The organism is Oscillospiraceae bacterium (assembly GCA_035380125.1).
In the GTDB taxonomy this organism is placed as follows: domain Bacteria; phylum Bacillota; class Clostridia; order Oscillospirales; family JAKOTC01; genus DAOPZJ01.
On record DAOSWV010000018.1, the window covers coordinates 48,880 to 65,407 of the forward strand.

Sequence of the window (16,528 nt, forward strand, 5' to 3'; positions counted from 1 at the left end):
ACGGGATACACTATAGGAGATCGGTTATGGAAAACACAAACAGATTGATTTCGGAGATGATCGGTTATTACGCAGGCGATCCGAAACGCATTCAGCATTTTATCAAAGTACACAGCTTTGCAAAGCTGATCGGCGCTCTTGAAAATTTAGATGCGCATACCCTGTTCACTCTTGAAACCGCCGCCGTCGTTCATGATATCGGCATCAAATTGTGCGAACAAAAATACGGCAGCTGTAACGGAAAACAGCAGGAAACCGAAGGCCCCGCCGTTGCGAAAGAACTGCTGGAACGCCTGAACTATGACACCTCGGTCATTGAGCGCGTCTGTTATCTGGTGGGACACCACCACACCTATTCCGCCATCAACGGCTTGGATTATCAAATCCTCGTCGAAGCGGATTTTCTTGTGAATTTTTACGAAGACGACATGAATAAATCCGCACGGGAAGCCGCTTTTCACAATGTTTTTCGGACAAAAAGCGGCTCGGCGCTGTATCAAAAAATGTTTCCTTAAATTTAATTACGCTTCGCACTGTCTTAAACATCATATTGAAAACCGCAAAAAGGAGTTGAACCGCCCGTGCCGAACAGAGAATATCGTGGTATCAGACCGAAAAGAATGGCCAGCTGGTGGTGCACGCTGGAGGATCTGCATTGGCCGCAGACCAAAGTGATTGAAAAAATCAAACGGCGGGCGGCGGAATTCGCCGAGTCCGGCATTGATACGGCGGTCAATTTCGGCTTTCACAACCGTTTCGACTTTTCCAACTATTTTGATTCCCTGCACGGATATTATCACGACGTCTGCGAAGAACTTCACCAAAACGGCATCCGATATATGGGCCATTACTCCTGCAATGTCGTCGAACGCCCGCGCACAAAAGCGGAATTTTATAAATTGCACGCCGCTCAAAGGCATCATGTCCTGCTGCCGCCGGATGAAAGAGCCGCCGCATTCGCGCAGTACGAGGGCTTTTTCTACCGCGATCTCTGCGAAGTGGACCTCCGCGACGGTTCACGCGGCTATACCGATATCTATCAAGGAGAGATTTTCTGCCACAACAATCCCGATTTCATCGAGATGAACCGCAGATATCTCAAACGCCTGATCGAAGACGTCCCGATGGACGGCATTATGATTGACAACATGTGCGATTACGCCTTTCTTGCGACCTGCGGATGCGAATACTGCCGCGAAAAATTCAGAAAAACCTACGGACACGACCTCCCGCCGCTTTCGGATCAATCCTTCTGGGGCAATACCGACGCCCACCCATCCCTTTGGGGCAATTACGATAACCCCGTTTTCAGGGACTGGATTCGATTTAAAGCGGATACGCCGGTCGAACACCTGAAAGTGATGAAAGAAACCCTCGGCGATATCCCGCTGATGACCTGCTGTTCCAGCACCGGACCGATCCGATTAAACGCCATCGGCCTCAACCTTGAGCGGATTTCCGGTGACCTCGATCTGGTCATGCTGGAAAACTGCGGCACCGGCGCGGGAACGGTCAACTGGGTTCGGATGGACGCCGAAGCCCTTCAGCAAAAAGATATCGCCGAGAAGATGGGACATGCGCCCGCAATCGCTCTGAGCTATTTCATCTTTGAGCCGGGTGCCTATTTGGGTTGGGCATTATCCCGGTTTTGGGGCGTCGCCAACTGGAGCAGCACCCTGTTCGGACGTCTGGAAAGAGAACCCGACGAACCGGCTGCGACACATGATCTGATCCGACCTTATAATATCTGGGAACAAAAACACAGCGAACTCGACCTCGGCGGCGATATTCCCGAACTGCGCATCGCAAGTAACATCCTTTGCCGCGAAAACGGCTTCAGGGACGAAAACGGCGAGGAACACTGGACCAAGATCTCCGAATGGTCGCGCGCCTGTGTGGAACACAACATCGGTTACCGTTTTGTGCGCGCCAACGAGCTGACCGAGACGAAAACCCTTCTGTCGGAGGACACCCCGTTGATTCTCGACGGCGTCGGCTGCGTCTCGAACGCGCAGTATCAAGCCATCTGCGAATTTCTTCGTTTAGGCGGAAAAGCCGTTGTCCGTCTGCCGTTCGGCACGCATGACGAGAACGGTTTCATACGCGAAATGCCGCTTTCGGACGAACTTTTGACCGCCGGGTATCAAAATCTGATCATCGCGGAAGACAAAGCAGAAACAATGCTGCCGCACCTGATCAAAACAGGTCTCATCAATCCCGTCATCACACAGTTTTGCGGCGATCCGCGTTGGGCGCTCAGGGTTCGCCAGCATCAGGGAAATTTGATTTTACATCTGTTGAACCGTGCGTTGGAAGCCGTTCCGAGTTCAGAACTGAAAAACGCCATGATGAATGAAAAAATCCTTGAAAGTATCCAATCAAATATCACCGATCACCATGTCGAATACATTCTTGATTTCTCAAAAACCGCCTGCCCGATTTGGAAAACCGCGTATCTGTTAAGTCCCGAAACAGGCGATGAAAAGCAGCCCGTTAAAATCGAAACCCTCGGAGAGAACAAAATCAAAATCAGCGCGGATCTCTCGCCAATCAAGATATACGGCGTGATTCAGTAATAAACCCCCTGTCATAAAACGCTCTTTTGAAAGGATGACGACTATGTCACTTGCCGACGGGATGGCCGCAATCAATCTGGAGATGCCGGCACGCGTACCGCGCACCGAATATTCCGCCCACGGGCATTGGGATCTGATCAAGGCCGTGACCGGACTTGATGTCAGCTCCGACAGCCCGGATGAATTGAAAAACCGGGCGAGCCAAACTTTTATCAAGGCGTGGAATTATGATTTTTTCTGGAATATTTTAATCGGCGAGGATATTTTCGGCGATAAAAGAACCAAAATGGGACACGCCGTCTATGCCGCCGGCGGCGTGGACTACGACGACAAACTCACTTCCCTGTTCTCCGACCCCGAGGACGTGTTCAAGTTCGACCCGATGGAGGCCTACGGAACCATCGACAAGCGCGAATGGATCGGAAATTTTAACAAGCAATACGCCAAAATGTGCGGTGATTATACCGATCTGGTCAATATGACCGGCATCTATGTCACCTGCATGTCGGGGCTGATCGCGATGCTCGGCTGGGACACGCTGCTGTCCGCGGCGGGTCTCGATCCTCGCAAATTCGGTGAATTCACAACTCGTTACTGCGTTTGGGTCAAGCAGTTTTTCGATGCGCTGGCCGAATCGGACGCGCCGGTCGTGATGATTCACGACGACATCGTCTGGACCGAAGGCGCGTTTCTGCACCCCGACTGGTATCGGAAATATATGTTCCCGAATTACAAAAAGATGTTTTCGCCTTTGATCGAGAGCGGCAAAAAGATCATGTATACCTCAGACGGCAGCTACACCGAATTTATCGACGATATCGCGGGCTGCGGCGTCCACGGATTCGTGCTGGAGCCGACTACCGACATGAAGTATATCGCCGAAAAATACGGCAAAACCCACGCCTTTATCGGCAACGCCGACACCCGCATTTTACTGTTGGGTAGCAAAGAGGATATCCGAAACGAGGTCAAGCGCTGTATGGATATCGGGAAAAACTGCCCGGGCTTTTTTATGGCCGTGGGCAACCACATTCCGGCGAATACCCCGGTCGAAAACGCCCTTTATTACAACGAGGTCTATGAGGAATTGAGCAGGAGATAACGATGTTGGAAAGCGCAAAATGGATTTGGCTTGACAAAGCCCTTTATCCCGAATATCAAGAGACATTCTGTACCCAATTCGCGGACAAGACCGGGTATCATTTCTGCGTCGCCGGATTTGAAAAAACCTATCAACTGAACAAAAAAGCGGTCAAAGCCGAAATCGAAGTGTTTGGTGATACGAAATTTTGGCTGTGGATGAACAATGAATTTGTCGGTATGGGGCCGGTCTGTTCGGGCGGCGATTACGGAAGCACATTAAAAATGCCCATACAATATTATAATTTTTATTCGTCGGATTTGAACTGCAACACATTGAATTTTTATGCGCGCGTTCAACTGTCCCCCGAAGTACAGGCCGACACCTCCTGCGGCAGAGGCGGGTTTATTTTGTCCTGCAAAGTCACTTTTGAAGACGGCACCGATCAAGTTTTCATGACGGATGGCAGCTGGTCGGCGCGGTTGGAGCCGCAATTTATCAATGCCGCCGAGACCGACTATATGTTATCTCCGCACGACTGGCATAAAGCGGAAGCGATTGAATCGGTCTGGAATCTGAAAAAATCGCCGATTCCCATGCCGGCAGAAACAACTGTCAAGCCGATTGACTTTTCACCTGTCGTCGTAAAACCAGGTGAGGAAAAGGTCTTTTCTGTCGAGTTTGATAAAATCTATTCGGGCTATCCGATGCTGGAAATCCTTGCTGACGGCGCATATGAAGTCATGATACAAACTTTTGAAAACGGCCGCCATTACCGCTCAAAAGATTCTATCAAGTCAAACAGCTTTACATCTCACCGTTCCCTGCGCATGTACAGCATCGGGGGTTATACGGTCACCATCAACAATCACAGTCAAAGCGATGTGGTTATAAACGACGCTTCATTGGCGTTTACCCATTATCCCGTGGCGCAGGAAGGTAGTTTTTCCTGCTCGGACGAGACGTTGAATAAGATCTATGAAGTCGGGAAATGGACGCTGCAGATCTGCCGCCAGACCATCGAACTCGACAGCCCGCTGCATCAGGAAAATCTGGGCTGCACCGGCGACTATTTTATCGAGAGTTTAATCAACTACTTTACCTTCGGCGACGCCCGTCTGACCCGTCTCGACCTTATCCGAACGGCGGATTATATACGCCTTTCCGGTGGCTATATGTTCCACACGAGCTACTCTTTAATCTGGGTACAGATGCTGTATGACTATGTTCAGTTTACCGGCGATATCGCCGTTTTAAATGAGGTTTTCGATGTTTTAACCATTCTGCTCGACCGATTTGACGGGTATGTCGGCCAGACGGGCGTACTCGAAATCCCGCCGAACTATATGTTCATCGACTGGGTTCTGATCGACGGTTATACCCTGCACCACCCGCCGAAAGCCATCGGACAGTCAGCGCTGACCGCTTTTTATTACAAAGCCCTGACCACTGCAGTAAAAATCTGCGAACTCATCGGCGAACCCGCACGGAAGACCATCTTTGAGCAGCGTGCGGTTGACATTAAAACCGCATTCCACCGCTGCTTTTACGACGCGGAAAAAGGGCTTTATATCGGCGGCCTTAACACTCCGACGGAAGTCAACCGTTGGCTCCCGGAAAACCCGAAAAAGCGCTATTACGGCAAGCACGCCAACACCTTGGCGGTGCTATATGACCTGTGTCCCGAAAACCTGCAAAACGAGATCATGGAAAAGGTCGTCAACGACGATTCTCTGATCGACGCGCAGCCCTATTTCCTGCATTTTGTATTGGAGGCCATCGACAAGACCGGGCTTTTCGAAAAATACGGGCTGCAGCAAATCCGCCGCTGGAAAGCCGCAGTCGACGAGTGCGGCAAGGGCATGAAGGAGGCCTGGGGAGACGATCTCGGCCCCGGCTGCGATTTCAGCCACGCCTGGGGCGCGACGCCGACCTATCAGCTGCCGTCAAAACTGCTCGGTTTCCGGATGCTCGAACCGGGATTCAAAAAAATCTCATTATCTCCGAATCTGTTCGGTCTGAAGTTTGCGAACATCACTATGCCGACGCCATTCGGAATGCTGCGCTGCGAACTGAAAGAAAACCACCCGCCTATAATCGATGCGCCGCACGAAATTTCAATAGAAATCGGATAAAAAAGAAAGCCGGTACGATAATGGACAAAGACATCACCATCAGAATGGCCACCACAGAGGACGCAGAGGAAATCCTTCGGATTTACGCGCCCTATGTGCAAAACACCGCAATCACATTTGAATATGATGTTCCCTCGCTCGAGGAATTCGCCAAGCGGATCGAAAACACGCTGATGAAATATCCTTATCTGGTTGCGTTAGAAAACGGGCAGATCGCGGGATATGCGTATGCGTCGATGTTCAAGGCGCGCATCGCTTACAGTTGGGCGGTCGAGACCTCGATCTATATCAAGCGGGACTGCCGGGGCAAAGGCATCGGGAAAACGCTGTATCAGGCGCTTGAGGATATTTTGAAACGCCAACATGTGATCAATCTGAACGCCAGTATCGCTTATACCGAAAAAGAAGACGAACATCTCGATCAATCCAGCATTCGTTTTCATGAATATTTCGGTTATCAAAAAGTCGCGCATTTCACCAAATGCGGCTACAAATTCGGCAACTGGTACGATATGGTCTGGATGGAGAAGATGTTGGGCGAACACCCCGATAAACCCGAGCCGTTTATCCCCATCACCCAAATCGGAAACGAAATATCATTTGTGCTGCCGGGACAATTTTGATATAATAATTAGAAAGGGCTTCATGCGGGGAGTATCGCAATGGATTTTGACAGAGCGGCGGCGGCCTGGGACGGTCCGAGACGGATTGAACGCGCAAAGGTTCTGGCAGAGGCGATTCGAAAAAGCTGGGGAGAAAAACCGAGGGATGTGCTCGATTTCGGCTGCGGAACCGGCTTGCTGACGTTTGCGCTCAGCCCTTTTGCGGGCAGGATTTACGGTTTTGACACATCGGTTGAAATGAGGAAAATCTTCGAAGAGAAAACAGCGCTTTCTAAAACCGGCAATGTATATTTTATCGATGCTGATGAATTGAAAAATCACACATTCGACGTCATTTTCAGCTCGATGGTCTTTCATCACATCGTCGATGTTCAGACGCAGATCGCAGCGCTAAAAAAACAACTCGCACCCGGCGGGCTGTTCATTTGGATTGATTTATATGAGGATGACGGTTCTTTTCATCAAAACGAACCCGATTTTAACGGCCACAACGGATTTTCGGAGGCGGAGGTCGAGAAAACGCTGAAAAACTGCGGATTCGCTAATGTATCCGTCCGGCCTGTCTTTTCCGCAGAAAGGCCCGTTGACGGAAAACTCATTCCCTATTCGCTGTTTTTGGCAAGGGCAAAAGGACAGATTGAATTAACGGAGGTATGGCATGATGATCAGTAATACCGATCATTTAGATGAACAATTCGTCTGGCAGGATCAGGTCGGCCTGATCACGCAGTCGCTCGGCGCAGCCGCCGGAAGCCGAAAATTCTATGTGAACATCGACCGGGTCCAGCCAGACGCTTACAGCACCAAATATCACAGTCACTCTCAGCAGGAAGAGTTCTTTTTGATTTTGGAGGGCAGCGGTGCCCTGCGGTTTGACGGCAGGGAATACCCGGTCAGAAAAGGCGATTTCATTTCAAAGCCCGGCGGACAAAACCTCGCACACCAATTTTATAACTCCGGCAGTGAAGTCATGGTGATTCTCGATGTCGGCACCAACGAGCCGGAAGATACCTGCTTTTATCCCGACGAGGGGGCCTATTTACATAAATCAAACGGTGAGCGTCATATCTTTTCAAAGCAATCTCTGCTTGAAAACTGGACGTCCGACCCCAATCAAAAATAAAAAAGCAAAGGAGTGATTTGATGGACTATACCGTTCCGATTTTATCCGTAATCTCCATGGGCATCGCATCATTGTTCGGCATCGCAATTCCGCTCGTATTGTTTTTGGTGCTGCGCAAAAAATACAAAGCGGACATCATGCCGTTCTTCATCGGCTGCGCGGTTTTCATCGTCTTTGCGCTGCTGCTTGAAGGCGGAATCAATCTGTTGATTTTCAGTTCTTCACTCGGTCCCGCCATCAAGAGCAATCTCTGGATTTATGCGGCGGTCGCCGGACTGATGGCGGGAATCTTTGAGGAGACAGGCCGATTCGTAGCGTTTAATACAGTCTTGCACAAGAAGATGGGCAACGACCGCAACGCACTGATGTACGGTGCGGGCCACGGCGGGGTTGAAGTGATTTACATACTTTATATCGGCATGGTTAGCAACATTGTGATCTCTCTGATGCTGAACGCCGGGTATTATGACTCACTCTCCGCAGGCATTACCGACGAGGCCACCCTTGCGGCCTTGAAATCCAGTTTGGAGACGCTTGCAACCACCCCGCCTGCGACGTTTTTCGTAGGCGTCGTCGAACGCATTGCGGCGGTTGCGGCACATTTGTCGTTCTCGGTACTGGTTTGGTTTGCAGTAAAGAGAGCAAAGAAATTTTGGCTCTTTCCGCTGGCGATTGTGATCCATGCGCTGTTGAACTTCGCCGCCGTACTTTTGGCGAGTTCCGGCTTGAACGTCTGGCTTGTCGAAGGTGCGATTTATATGTTCACCGGACTGTTCGTGATCCTCGCTATTATCGTTTGGAATAAAAACGCGAAAAAAGACGAACCTGCAGAGACGCAGCCCGCAGAAGCCCTGCCCTCTTGATTTCGTCTTCTCACTGTGATATAATCCACTTAATTCCATAATGGAGGTCACCGTATGCCGGCTAACGCTTAATTTTTCTAATCAACGCATAGCAAATCAAATTCCCGACAACCTTTCATTGGTCTGTCGCTTATTTTGGTTTCGATTATGCGGATTTCAAAAATTAAGCAAAGCTGCATAAACAGACCTTCGTAAATGAAGCAAGCATCTTGCCTCGTTTATGTCATGTATCGTAGCGCTTTATTCCTTGATTTTTGGAATGGAGCGCTTTTCGTTTTGTCGGTTCAATTATGCGGCTTTCGGAAAGGAAGCTGCTGTTTTGGAAAACTTAATTTGTGCTTTTATCTGCGGAGATAAATTCACCTTCCGTACCGATGAAAGCTGCTTTTCACCGAGACATCCCGACCGCGGTACGCTGGCGATGTTAGCCCATGTCGATTTGGAGCAAGGGCAGAAAGTGCTCGATCTTGGGTGCGGATACGGTGTTGTCGGTATCGTCTGCGCTAATTTCACCGGACCGGAAAATGTGGTAATGTCGGATATCGATGATCACGCGTTGACACTGACGCGGGAGAATGTCGTGCGAAACGGTGTGCCCGGCGTCCGGATCATACACAGCGACGGATGCGACGCGATCAACGACCGTGATTTTGACCTCATTCTCAGCAATCCGCCGTATCACACCAATTTCAGCGTTGCCAAACGGTTTATCGAGGGCGGATACCGCCATCTGAAAATCGGTGGTAAACTGCTGATGGGGACCAAACGCCGGGAATGGTACAAACGCAAGTTTATCGCCGTGTTCGGCGGAGTCACGATTTTCGAACATGACGGGTATTTCGTCTTTGTCGGTGAGAAGCGTTCCAAAAAGCCAAACAAGGAGTATGCAAAAATGGATCATCACCCCGATTGAATCCCCGAAAGTTTTGCGCAACTGTCCCAAATGCGGCGTCGTTCGGAAATTTGCGTGCAGCAATAATTTTCGCGTGAACGCCAATGGGCGCAATATCGACGTCTGGTTGATCTACAAGTGTGAGGACTGCGACAGCACCTGGAACATGACCGTGCTCTCCCGTGTCAAGCCGGAGCAGATCGAAAAATCACTGTACACGGCGTTTGCAAAAAACAACGCTGACACCGCCCGAAAATACGCATTCGACAAGTCGCTGCTCTCTCATAACCACGCGGTCACCGACTGTTCGGAGCTTCGCTATACCCTCGAAAAACAAGTCATTGAAGATGAGAACAACACCATTGAAATGACTTGTGAATACGACTTCGGGCTGCGGCTCGACCGTGCAGTGAGTGAAGGGCTCGGCATTTCGAGAACGCACGCAAAATCCCTGCTCGAACAAAACAATTTCTCACCGAAAACAAGAGTTTACGGTACGATTACATTAAAGGAGCCGATATTCAATGAAATTGGAAATCAAGCACACGAAAATTACAGTTCGGAAGAACAAACAACATCTGATCAGGATGTAACAGAGATATCCGCAGAGCGCATCAGCGGGCGGTAAAAAATCGCCCGGCACGGCGGGGTGACCCGCACCCCGCCGTGCAAACTTCAGTCTGTGTGGGTTGTTCAGCCTGCCATACAATAAACCAAATTATAAGTCTAACTGTTAAATTGTTCCATGTGGAACTTTTAATGCCGCAGGTATACGGAATGGGCGGCCACATGGGGCCGCCCCTACGGCAACGAAACACCAAGTGCAGCAACGCGGCTACAAAGAACCGCTTCAAAGCGGTTCTTTGCTTCATAAAGCCCGGCAGATTCTTCTACGCGTATTGACAGCGGCGTCTCGCCGCCGCGTTTGAAACCGGCATCATGCCGGGCTTGATAGACAGTCCGGTTTATGGTACAATTTCAGCGGTATAATCAGATATAATGGGTGATTGGGGGCGGTGTTTAAATTATGGGAAAATTCATTCTGCACAGCGACATGAACCACTACTTTGCCGCTGTCGAGACCATCGATCATCCCGAATACAACAATATTCCCATGGCGGTCTGCGGCGACCCCGCCACCCGTCACGGCATCATCCTCGCTAAAAATCAAATCGCGCAGCAGCGCGGCGTCATGACCGGAGAGAGCGTTTACAGCGCCAAGCAGAAAGCTCCCGGGCTGACGCTGATCAACGCTGATTACAACAAATATGTGCATTACGCCAAACTGGCGCGGGCGCTTTATGCCGAATACGGCGCCGACGTGATCCCCTATGGGCTTGATGAGGCGTGGATCGTGCTGAAAGACGATGTGCAATCGTATGATAAGGCAACCGAGATCGCCTTTGAGATCAAGCAGCGCGTCAAAAACGAACTGCAACTCACCGCCTCGGTCGGCGTCAGCTATAACTATATCTTTTCAAAACTCGCCTCCGATATGAAAAAACCCGACGCGGTGACGGTTCTGCGCAAAGACGACTTAAAAACCGTGATTTGGAGCATTCCCGCGTTTGAGTTGCTGTTCGTCGGACCCGTCACGCGCAAAAAACTGAAGAACATGAATATCCTGACCATCGGCGACTTGGCGCAATGCGACCCCGCGCTGCTGAAAAGGCGGTTCGGCAAATCGGGCATCGCCCTGTGGCAATTTGCCAACGGCGACGACAGCTCATTTGACCCCAAAGTCCCCGCCGATATGCCCTTTAAAAGTTTCGGCAACACCATCACGCTGCCCAAAGACACGGCCTCGGAAGACGATCTGCTGCTGATGCTCTACATTTTGGCGCGGGCGGTCACCTCGCGATTGATCAAACATTCACTGGAGGCGCGCTGCATCGGAATCAACCTGAAATATGACGATTTCACTGCCATGAACCGGCAGGTCACGCTCGATAATTACACCGCAGATGAGAATCAAATTTTCATGAGCGCAAAATGCCTGTTTGATAAAAATTACGCAAAGAGCAGCCCGATTCGGAGCATCGGTATCCATCTGGGCGACTTGCGGGACAATCGTCTCAGTCAGCTCCCGCTGCTCTCGGAAGAGGAGAGCGTGCCGCCCGACATCAAGGCCCTGATTTCGGACTTGAAAGAACGTTTGGGCGGTTTCAAACTCAACCAATCGGCCATGACAGCCGACGAGGATATCTGATAAAAACAATTCAGGAGGGACAATCATGTGCGGAAGATACATCCCGAACACCGAAGAGGAGATCATGGAGATTCGCGAGATTTTGCGTGCGATCTCGGTGCGGCTGTCGCAGATCGAGATTAAAGTTACCCCGAAAACCGACGACGTCTTCCCCACCGACGTCGTACCGGTCATTTTGATGAGCAACGGCCAGCCCGCCGTGCAGATGGTTAAATGGGGTTTCGCCAAATGGGACGGCAAGGGCGTGATCATCAACGCTAAGAGCGAGAACGCGGCGTCCTCCCGGTTTTTTGCGCCGTTTATCAATCACTACCGCTGTGTGATTCCCGCGCACGGATATTACGAGTGGAAAACCCTGCCCGACAAGACCAAGATTAAATTTTCATTCACCAACGAAGAGGGCGGCTGTGTTTTTATGGCAGGACTTTACCGCGTGACCGACGAGGGCAAGGAATTTGTGATTCTGACCAAACCCGCTGACGGCAACATCAGCGACATCCACGACCGGATGCCCGTGATGCTGACCAAAGACCAGCTTGCGTCCTGGCTCGACGGCACGGTAAAATACCAGCTCATCAATACCGATAACGCCTATCACATGGTTCCGAAAGCAGAGGTTTCATAACTAAACGAAATCAGGAGAAAGCAACTTGACAATGCGACCCGTTTATTATAATATGGAACTTAAAAGGTTCGTTTTTAATCAGAACATTTAGGTATGATATTCAAGGAAAATATAAGGGATGAGATTTATGCTTAAAAAAAAGACAAAAATTATATTCATCATTTTACTAATCATATTTGTATTTCTTTGGGCTTTTCCTGCACAGATACGCTCTGCTTTAAGCTTAGAGAAGGATACTTATATTTCCAATGACTTAAAATTCATTTTCTATTTACAGACCGGTAATCATTTATATGATGAATATAGCACATTTGATTATGTTGACTATTCGTCTGAAACAAACACTTACTACATAGAACTCGTCAATGCATGGTACGCTAATAATGATGATGCCGAGTTAAATATTATAGGTACAATTTATAATTATCCAAAAAAGCCTATGATTAAAGTAGATGGGAAAGTAGTAGATAATGTCTCATATAAAATTAGCGAAAATCGTTTGATAGACGATAAAAATGGTAACTATTGTTATACTAGCTTTTCTTTTGATTACAATGATAGAATTTTACTAAATCATGTGTACGAAATATATATTCGTTGCTATGACAAATCAAAGACCATTAATGTTGTTTTTGTTGATGATTTTAATTATTAAGTTGCTTTTTTAATCACAAAAAAACCGTTCATTAGAGCAACGTATTGAGGATGGGTTAATAATTACCCGCATAAGATTTTTGGCTACAAATCTGCGAACCAAATGGCTGCTTAAGCTAACCATGAACTTTTTGAAAACCTTAGGCAATTAAACTTGCAAATTATAGACGAGGTTTTATAATTTAAAAGAAGTCCCTTGATTTTCCATATCGCCTATGTTATGATGGAAATCAGAGGTGATTCTTACATGAAAAAGTTCATACCGATTGTTCTTGCGGTAATATTGCTTTTCAGCGGCTGCACAGTGCCGAAAACCGAAAGTGTCCCTTCGGGCAGTTCAAGTTTGCCCTCGGGAAGCAGTGCGAGTTCCGTAGTCATCTCATCGCTGCCGACGGAAACAGCTGTGCCGATGTCGGAAAACTCTGTTGTATCGGTAATACCCTCCGAACCGTCAACCGTATCTGAGGACATCGGTGAACCGATGACGCAGGCCGAATTCGACGACTTCTTTGAAAACGTGCTGCCCCAAGTTATGATCTTGCTCGGTGGAGAGGAAACATACGATCCCAACGACTCTGTCGAAATTGACGGGGTGACTTATTATAAGATAACGGACGAAAAGTATAACACCGTTGGTAAACTCAAAGCGGAATTAGCAAAATACTTCATCACGGAAGATATTGACGATGAAATAAATCGATTATTTATCAATCATATTCCGGCTTATCAGAATTATATGACTTATACCGAAAAAGACGGTTTTGTTTATGTACATCCGAAAACCGTGGGTGCTAACCGCGAATTTGATAAAAAGCTGTTTTATCGTGAGGACGAATCAGAACATGATACGATTGATTTAGTGACAGTAAAAAACGGCACGGATCCATTTATTAATTATTACTTTTGGGTAAAGCGCGAAAATGGAGAATGGAAAATTGATCAAGCAGATTGTGATGTTTATCCTGCAGACGGAATTGTATTTCCGAGAATGGGTAAACCGGTGCTCTATCTCTACCCTGAAACGGTCGCCGATGTGACGGTCAAGCTCGATTTGAACGGCAAATTGGGCTGCACTTATCCCTCTTATCCGAAAGACGGATGGCAGGTCACGGCTTACCCGAGCGGCAAATTGATTGTGGACGGAGAAGAATATAATTATCTATTCTGGGAAGGCGAATTAAACACCGTTTTCACCTTTGACAAGGGTTTTTGTGTTAAAGGTGAGGACACGGCGGCATTCCTGAAAAAGGCGCTCTCCGAGATGGGGTTGATTCCGAGCGAATACAATGACTTTATCGTCTACTGGCTGCCGAAGATGGAGGAAAATGCGTATAATTTGATTTCATTTGTTGGGAAGGAATACATCGACAATGCCAAACTTGAAATATCACCTAAACCCGACTCGGTACTGCGGGTGGCCATGGCTTATCAGCCGCTCGAACAGCCGGTCGAGATCGTTCCGCAGACCTTTGAACCATTCGAAAGGAACGGGTTCACGGTGGTCGAATGGGGCGGCGCGGAGATTGACTAATAAATTTTACTCTAAAATCGAAGGCATTTTGATATGAAAAAGATTATTGCTTTGTTTTTTGTTATTTTACTGGTTTGTGGTTGTTCTTCACTTGGTATCGTTTCGAATTTTTCCGAACCTATGACACAAGCGGAGTTTGATGATTTTTCGAAAACTGTGCTGCCGACGGCTTGTCTGTTGATTTGTGGCCAGCAGGAGCGGGATTCAAGCGAAACTATTGAAATAGACGGCGTTACCTATAGAAAAATTTCCGATGATAAGTTTAGTACCGTAAAAAAACTCAAAGGAGAATTTTCAAAATATTTCACTGCGGATTTCGTAAAGGAATATTTTCACAACTCTTTTTTGAGTGATAAAATCTATGCACAAAATGGTAATCGGGTTTATATCAATATCCAAAACTCTATCGCAACCGGATCTACTGATGTCAATGAGAATTTTTATCAAGATCCAGTTTCGAAAAAGAATATTATAGAATTTGATAAAATCCTCAATGACAACATGAATGTCATTCACTATTATTTCGAAGTCGAGCGCGTAAAAGACATCTGGATGATCGCTGCGGCACAATTTAATATTATGAGTATCAGTGAATTCGCGAACAAGATACCTGCCAAGAAACCGGTCATATATTTCTACCCCGAAACAGTCACCAATGTCACTGTGAAATTGGATTTGAACGGAACGCTGGGCTGCACCTACCCGAAATATCCGGAGGGCGGATGGCAGGTCAAGGCATACCCGGACGGCAAGTTGAGTGTAGGTGGAGAAGAATACAATTATTTATTCTGGGAAGGAGAATTGAACACCGTCTTCTCTTTCGGCAAGGGCTTCTGCGTCAAGGGCGAGGATACGGCGGTGTTCCTGAAAAAGGCGCTTTCAGAGATGGGATTAATTCCGAGCGAATACAACGATTTTATCGTCTACTGGCTGCCGCAGATGGAAGAAAACACTTACAACTTGATTTCTTTCGTCGGTGTGGATTATACTGATAACGCGAAACTCGAGATCACCCCTACACCGGATTCAATATTGCGGGTATTTATGATTTTCAAACCGCTCGAAAGTCCGGTCGAGATCGCTCCGCAGACCTTTGAAAAATTCGAAAGGAACGGGTTCACGGTCGTCGAATGGGGCGGCGGCGAAATTGAATGAACCTGAAATCACATGAACAAAAATCCAAACCTCGGCGTGTATCCGACGATGATCACGCCGTACAACAAAGACGGCAAAATCGACTTCGGCGCGGTGGATGCACTCGTCGAATGGTACTGGAACAAAGGCTGTGACGGCATTTTCGCCGCCTGCCAATCGAGCGAAATTTTCTTTTTGACCCTCGACGAGCGTGTATCTTTGGCAAGACGCGTGAAAGAAAAGGCCGATGCCCTTGCGGTTGCTGACAATTCGCGCAAGGCCATGACAGTAGTGGCTTCCGGACATATCTCCGACAACCGGGCAGACCAAGTTAATGAGCTGAGGTTAGTCGCCGAGACCGGCGTCGATTCGCTGATCATGATCACCAACCGGTTCGACATCGAAAATACAAGCGACGCGAAATGGATTTCCGATCTGAACGCTGTGGTTGAACAACTGCCGGAAGACATCGCACTCGGTATCTACGAGTGCCCCTATCCGTACAAACGGCTGCTCACACCCGCGATGCTCGACGCCTGCGTTAAAACCGGGCGCTTCACCTTTATCAAGGACACCTGCTGCGACGCAAAGACGATTGCCGCGCGTACCGAACAATTGAAAGGTACCGGCGTCAATCTGTTCAACGCAAACGCACAGACCCTGTTGGAATCCCTGCGCAGCGGTGCTGCCGGTTTCAGCGGTGTGATGGCCAATTTCCACCCACACATTTACACATGGTTATACCGGAATTATAAAGCGCAGCCCGATACCGCCGAAAAGGTGCAGGCGTTTCTGGCAATGGCGGCGTTCACCGAGAAGTTGACATACCCCTGCACCGCCAAATATCATCTCTCCGAAATCGAAGGGATCACGATGGAATTCACCTCCCGCGCCCGCGATGCAAAAGAACTGACGGATTATCAGAAATCCTGCATTCGCCAGATGGATTTGCTGGCGAGGACGGTTTATGCGGAGTTGACTGTAAAATAATAAAACGAGTTCTTTGCTTTCAATGATAATCGTGTAGAATAAATATCCCCCGGTAAAACCGGGGGTTTTTCATAGACGGGCAAAGCCCTATG

At 48.4% G+C, this 16,528-nt stretch carries 16 protein-coding genes; all 16 read left to right on the forward strand.

The window, feature by feature from the left end:
• The first annotated feature begins 26 nt into the window (after positions 1 to 26).
• The 16 genes from PK629_08655 to PK629_08730 all read left to right on the forward strand — a co-directional run bounded on the left by PK629_08655 (position 27) and on the right by PK629_08730 (position 16,436).
• Positions 27 to 515: an HD domain-containing protein gene (locus PK629_08655; GenBank protein ID HOP11548.1), complete on the forward strand. Its 489-nt coding sequence runs from the start codon at positions 27 to 29 to the stop codon at positions 513 to 515.
• A gap of 66 nt (positions 516 to 581) precedes the next feature.
• Positions 582 to 2,576, forward strand: coding sequence for a hypothetical protein (locus tag PK629_08660; protein HOP11549.1), 1,995 nt, complete (start codon positions 582 to 584; stop codon positions 2,574 to 2,576).
• 43 nt (positions 2,577 to 2,619) lie between these two features.
• The gene (locus PK629_08665; GenBank protein ID HOP11550.1) at positions 2,620 to 3,678 is read left to right on the forward strand and encodes a uroporphyrinogen decarboxylase family protein; all 1,059 of its coding nucleotides are present in this window, start codon (positions 2,620 to 2,622) and stop codon (positions 3,676 to 3,678) included.
• Between the two features lie 2 nt (positions 3,679 to 3,680).
• Positions 3,681 to 5,792, forward strand: a complete 2,112-nt coding sequence (locus PK629_08670; GenBank protein ID HOP11551.1) for a hypothetical protein — start codon at positions 3,681 to 3,683, stop codon at positions 5,790 to 5,792.
• Positions 5,793 to 5,812: 20 nt separating this feature from the next.
• Positions 5,813 to 6,415 (forward strand): N-acetyltransferase family protein, encoded by a 603-nt coding sequence (locus PK629_08675; GenBank protein ID HOP11552.1) that lies wholly within the window; start codon positions 5,813 to 5,815, stop codon positions 6,413 to 6,415.
• Positions 6,416 to 6,454: 39 nt separating this feature from the next.
• Positions 6,455 to 7,087, forward strand: a complete 633-nt coding sequence (locus PK629_08680) for a methyltransferase domain-containing protein (GenBank protein ID HOP11553.1) — start codon at positions 6,455 to 6,457, stop codon at positions 7,085 to 7,087.
• A complete protein-coding gene (locus PK629_08685; GenBank protein HOP11554.1) occupies positions 7,074 to 7,538 on the forward strand; it encodes a cupin domain-containing protein in 465 nt (154 codons plus the stop codon). The genes PK629_08680 and PK629_08685 overlap by 14 nt, the downstream gene beginning before the upstream one ends.
• Positions 7,539 to 7,558: 20 nt before the next feature.
• Positions 7,559 to 8,401 (forward strand): YhfC family glutamic-type intramembrane protease, encoded by an 843-nt coding sequence (locus PK629_08690; protein ID HOP11555.1) that lies wholly within the window; start codon positions 7,559 to 7,561, stop codon positions 8,399 to 8,401.
• A 319-nt stretch (positions 8,402 to 8,720) separates the two neighbouring features.
• Positions 8,721 to 9,314 (forward strand): methyltransferase, encoded by a 594-nt coding sequence (locus tag PK629_08695; GenBank protein HOP11556.1) that lies wholly within the window; start codon positions 8,721 to 8,723, stop codon positions 9,312 to 9,314.
• On the forward strand, positions 9,286 to 9,921 hold the full coding sequence (locus PK629_08700; protein HOP11557.1) for a DUF1062 domain-containing protein: 636 nt from the start codon (positions 9,286 to 9,288) through the stop codon (positions 9,919 to 9,921). The genes PK629_08695 and PK629_08700 overlap by 29 nt, the downstream gene beginning before the upstream one ends.
• Before the next feature lie 399 nt (positions 9,922 to 10,320).
• Positions 10,321 to 11,502 (forward strand): DNA polymerase IV, encoded by a 1,182-nt coding sequence (locus tag PK629_08705; GenBank protein HOP11558.1) that lies wholly within the window; start codon positions 10,321 to 10,323, stop codon positions 11,500 to 11,502.
• Between the two features lie 25 nt (positions 11,503 to 11,527).
• Positions 11,528 to 12,127: an SOS response-associated peptidase gene (locus PK629_08710; GenBank protein ID HOP11559.1), complete on the forward strand. Its 600-nt coding sequence runs from the start codon at positions 11,528 to 11,530 to the stop codon at positions 12,125 to 12,127.
• Positions 12,128 to 12,254: 127 nt separating this feature from the next.
• The gene (locus tag PK629_08715; GenBank protein HOP11560.1) at positions 12,255 to 12,782 is read left to right on the forward strand and encodes a hypothetical protein; all 528 of its coding nucleotides are present in this window, start codon (positions 12,255 to 12,257) and stop codon (positions 12,780 to 12,782) included.
• 246 nt (positions 12,783 to 13,028) lie between these two features.
• Positions 13,029 to 14,312 carry a hypothetical protein gene (locus PK629_08720; protein ID HOP11561.1) on the forward strand — a complete coding sequence of 428 codons (1,284 nt, stop codon included), beginning with the start codon at positions 13,029 to 13,031 and terminating at the stop codon, positions 14,310 to 14,312.
• A gap of 33 nt (positions 14,313 to 14,345) precedes the next feature.
• The gene (locus tag PK629_08725) at positions 14,346 to 15,467 is read left to right on the forward strand and encodes a hypothetical protein (GenBank protein ID HOP11562.1); all 1,122 of its coding nucleotides are present in this window, start codon (positions 14,346 to 14,348) and stop codon (positions 15,465 to 15,467) included.
• A gap of 12 nt (positions 15,468 to 15,479) precedes the next feature.
• Positions 15,480 to 16,436 (forward strand): dihydrodipicolinate synthase family protein, encoded by a 957-nt coding sequence (locus PK629_08730; GenBank protein ID HOP11563.1) that lies wholly within the window; start codon positions 15,480 to 15,482, stop codon positions 16,434 to 16,436.
• The last annotated feature ends 92 nt before the right edge of the window (positions 16,437 to 16,528 follow it).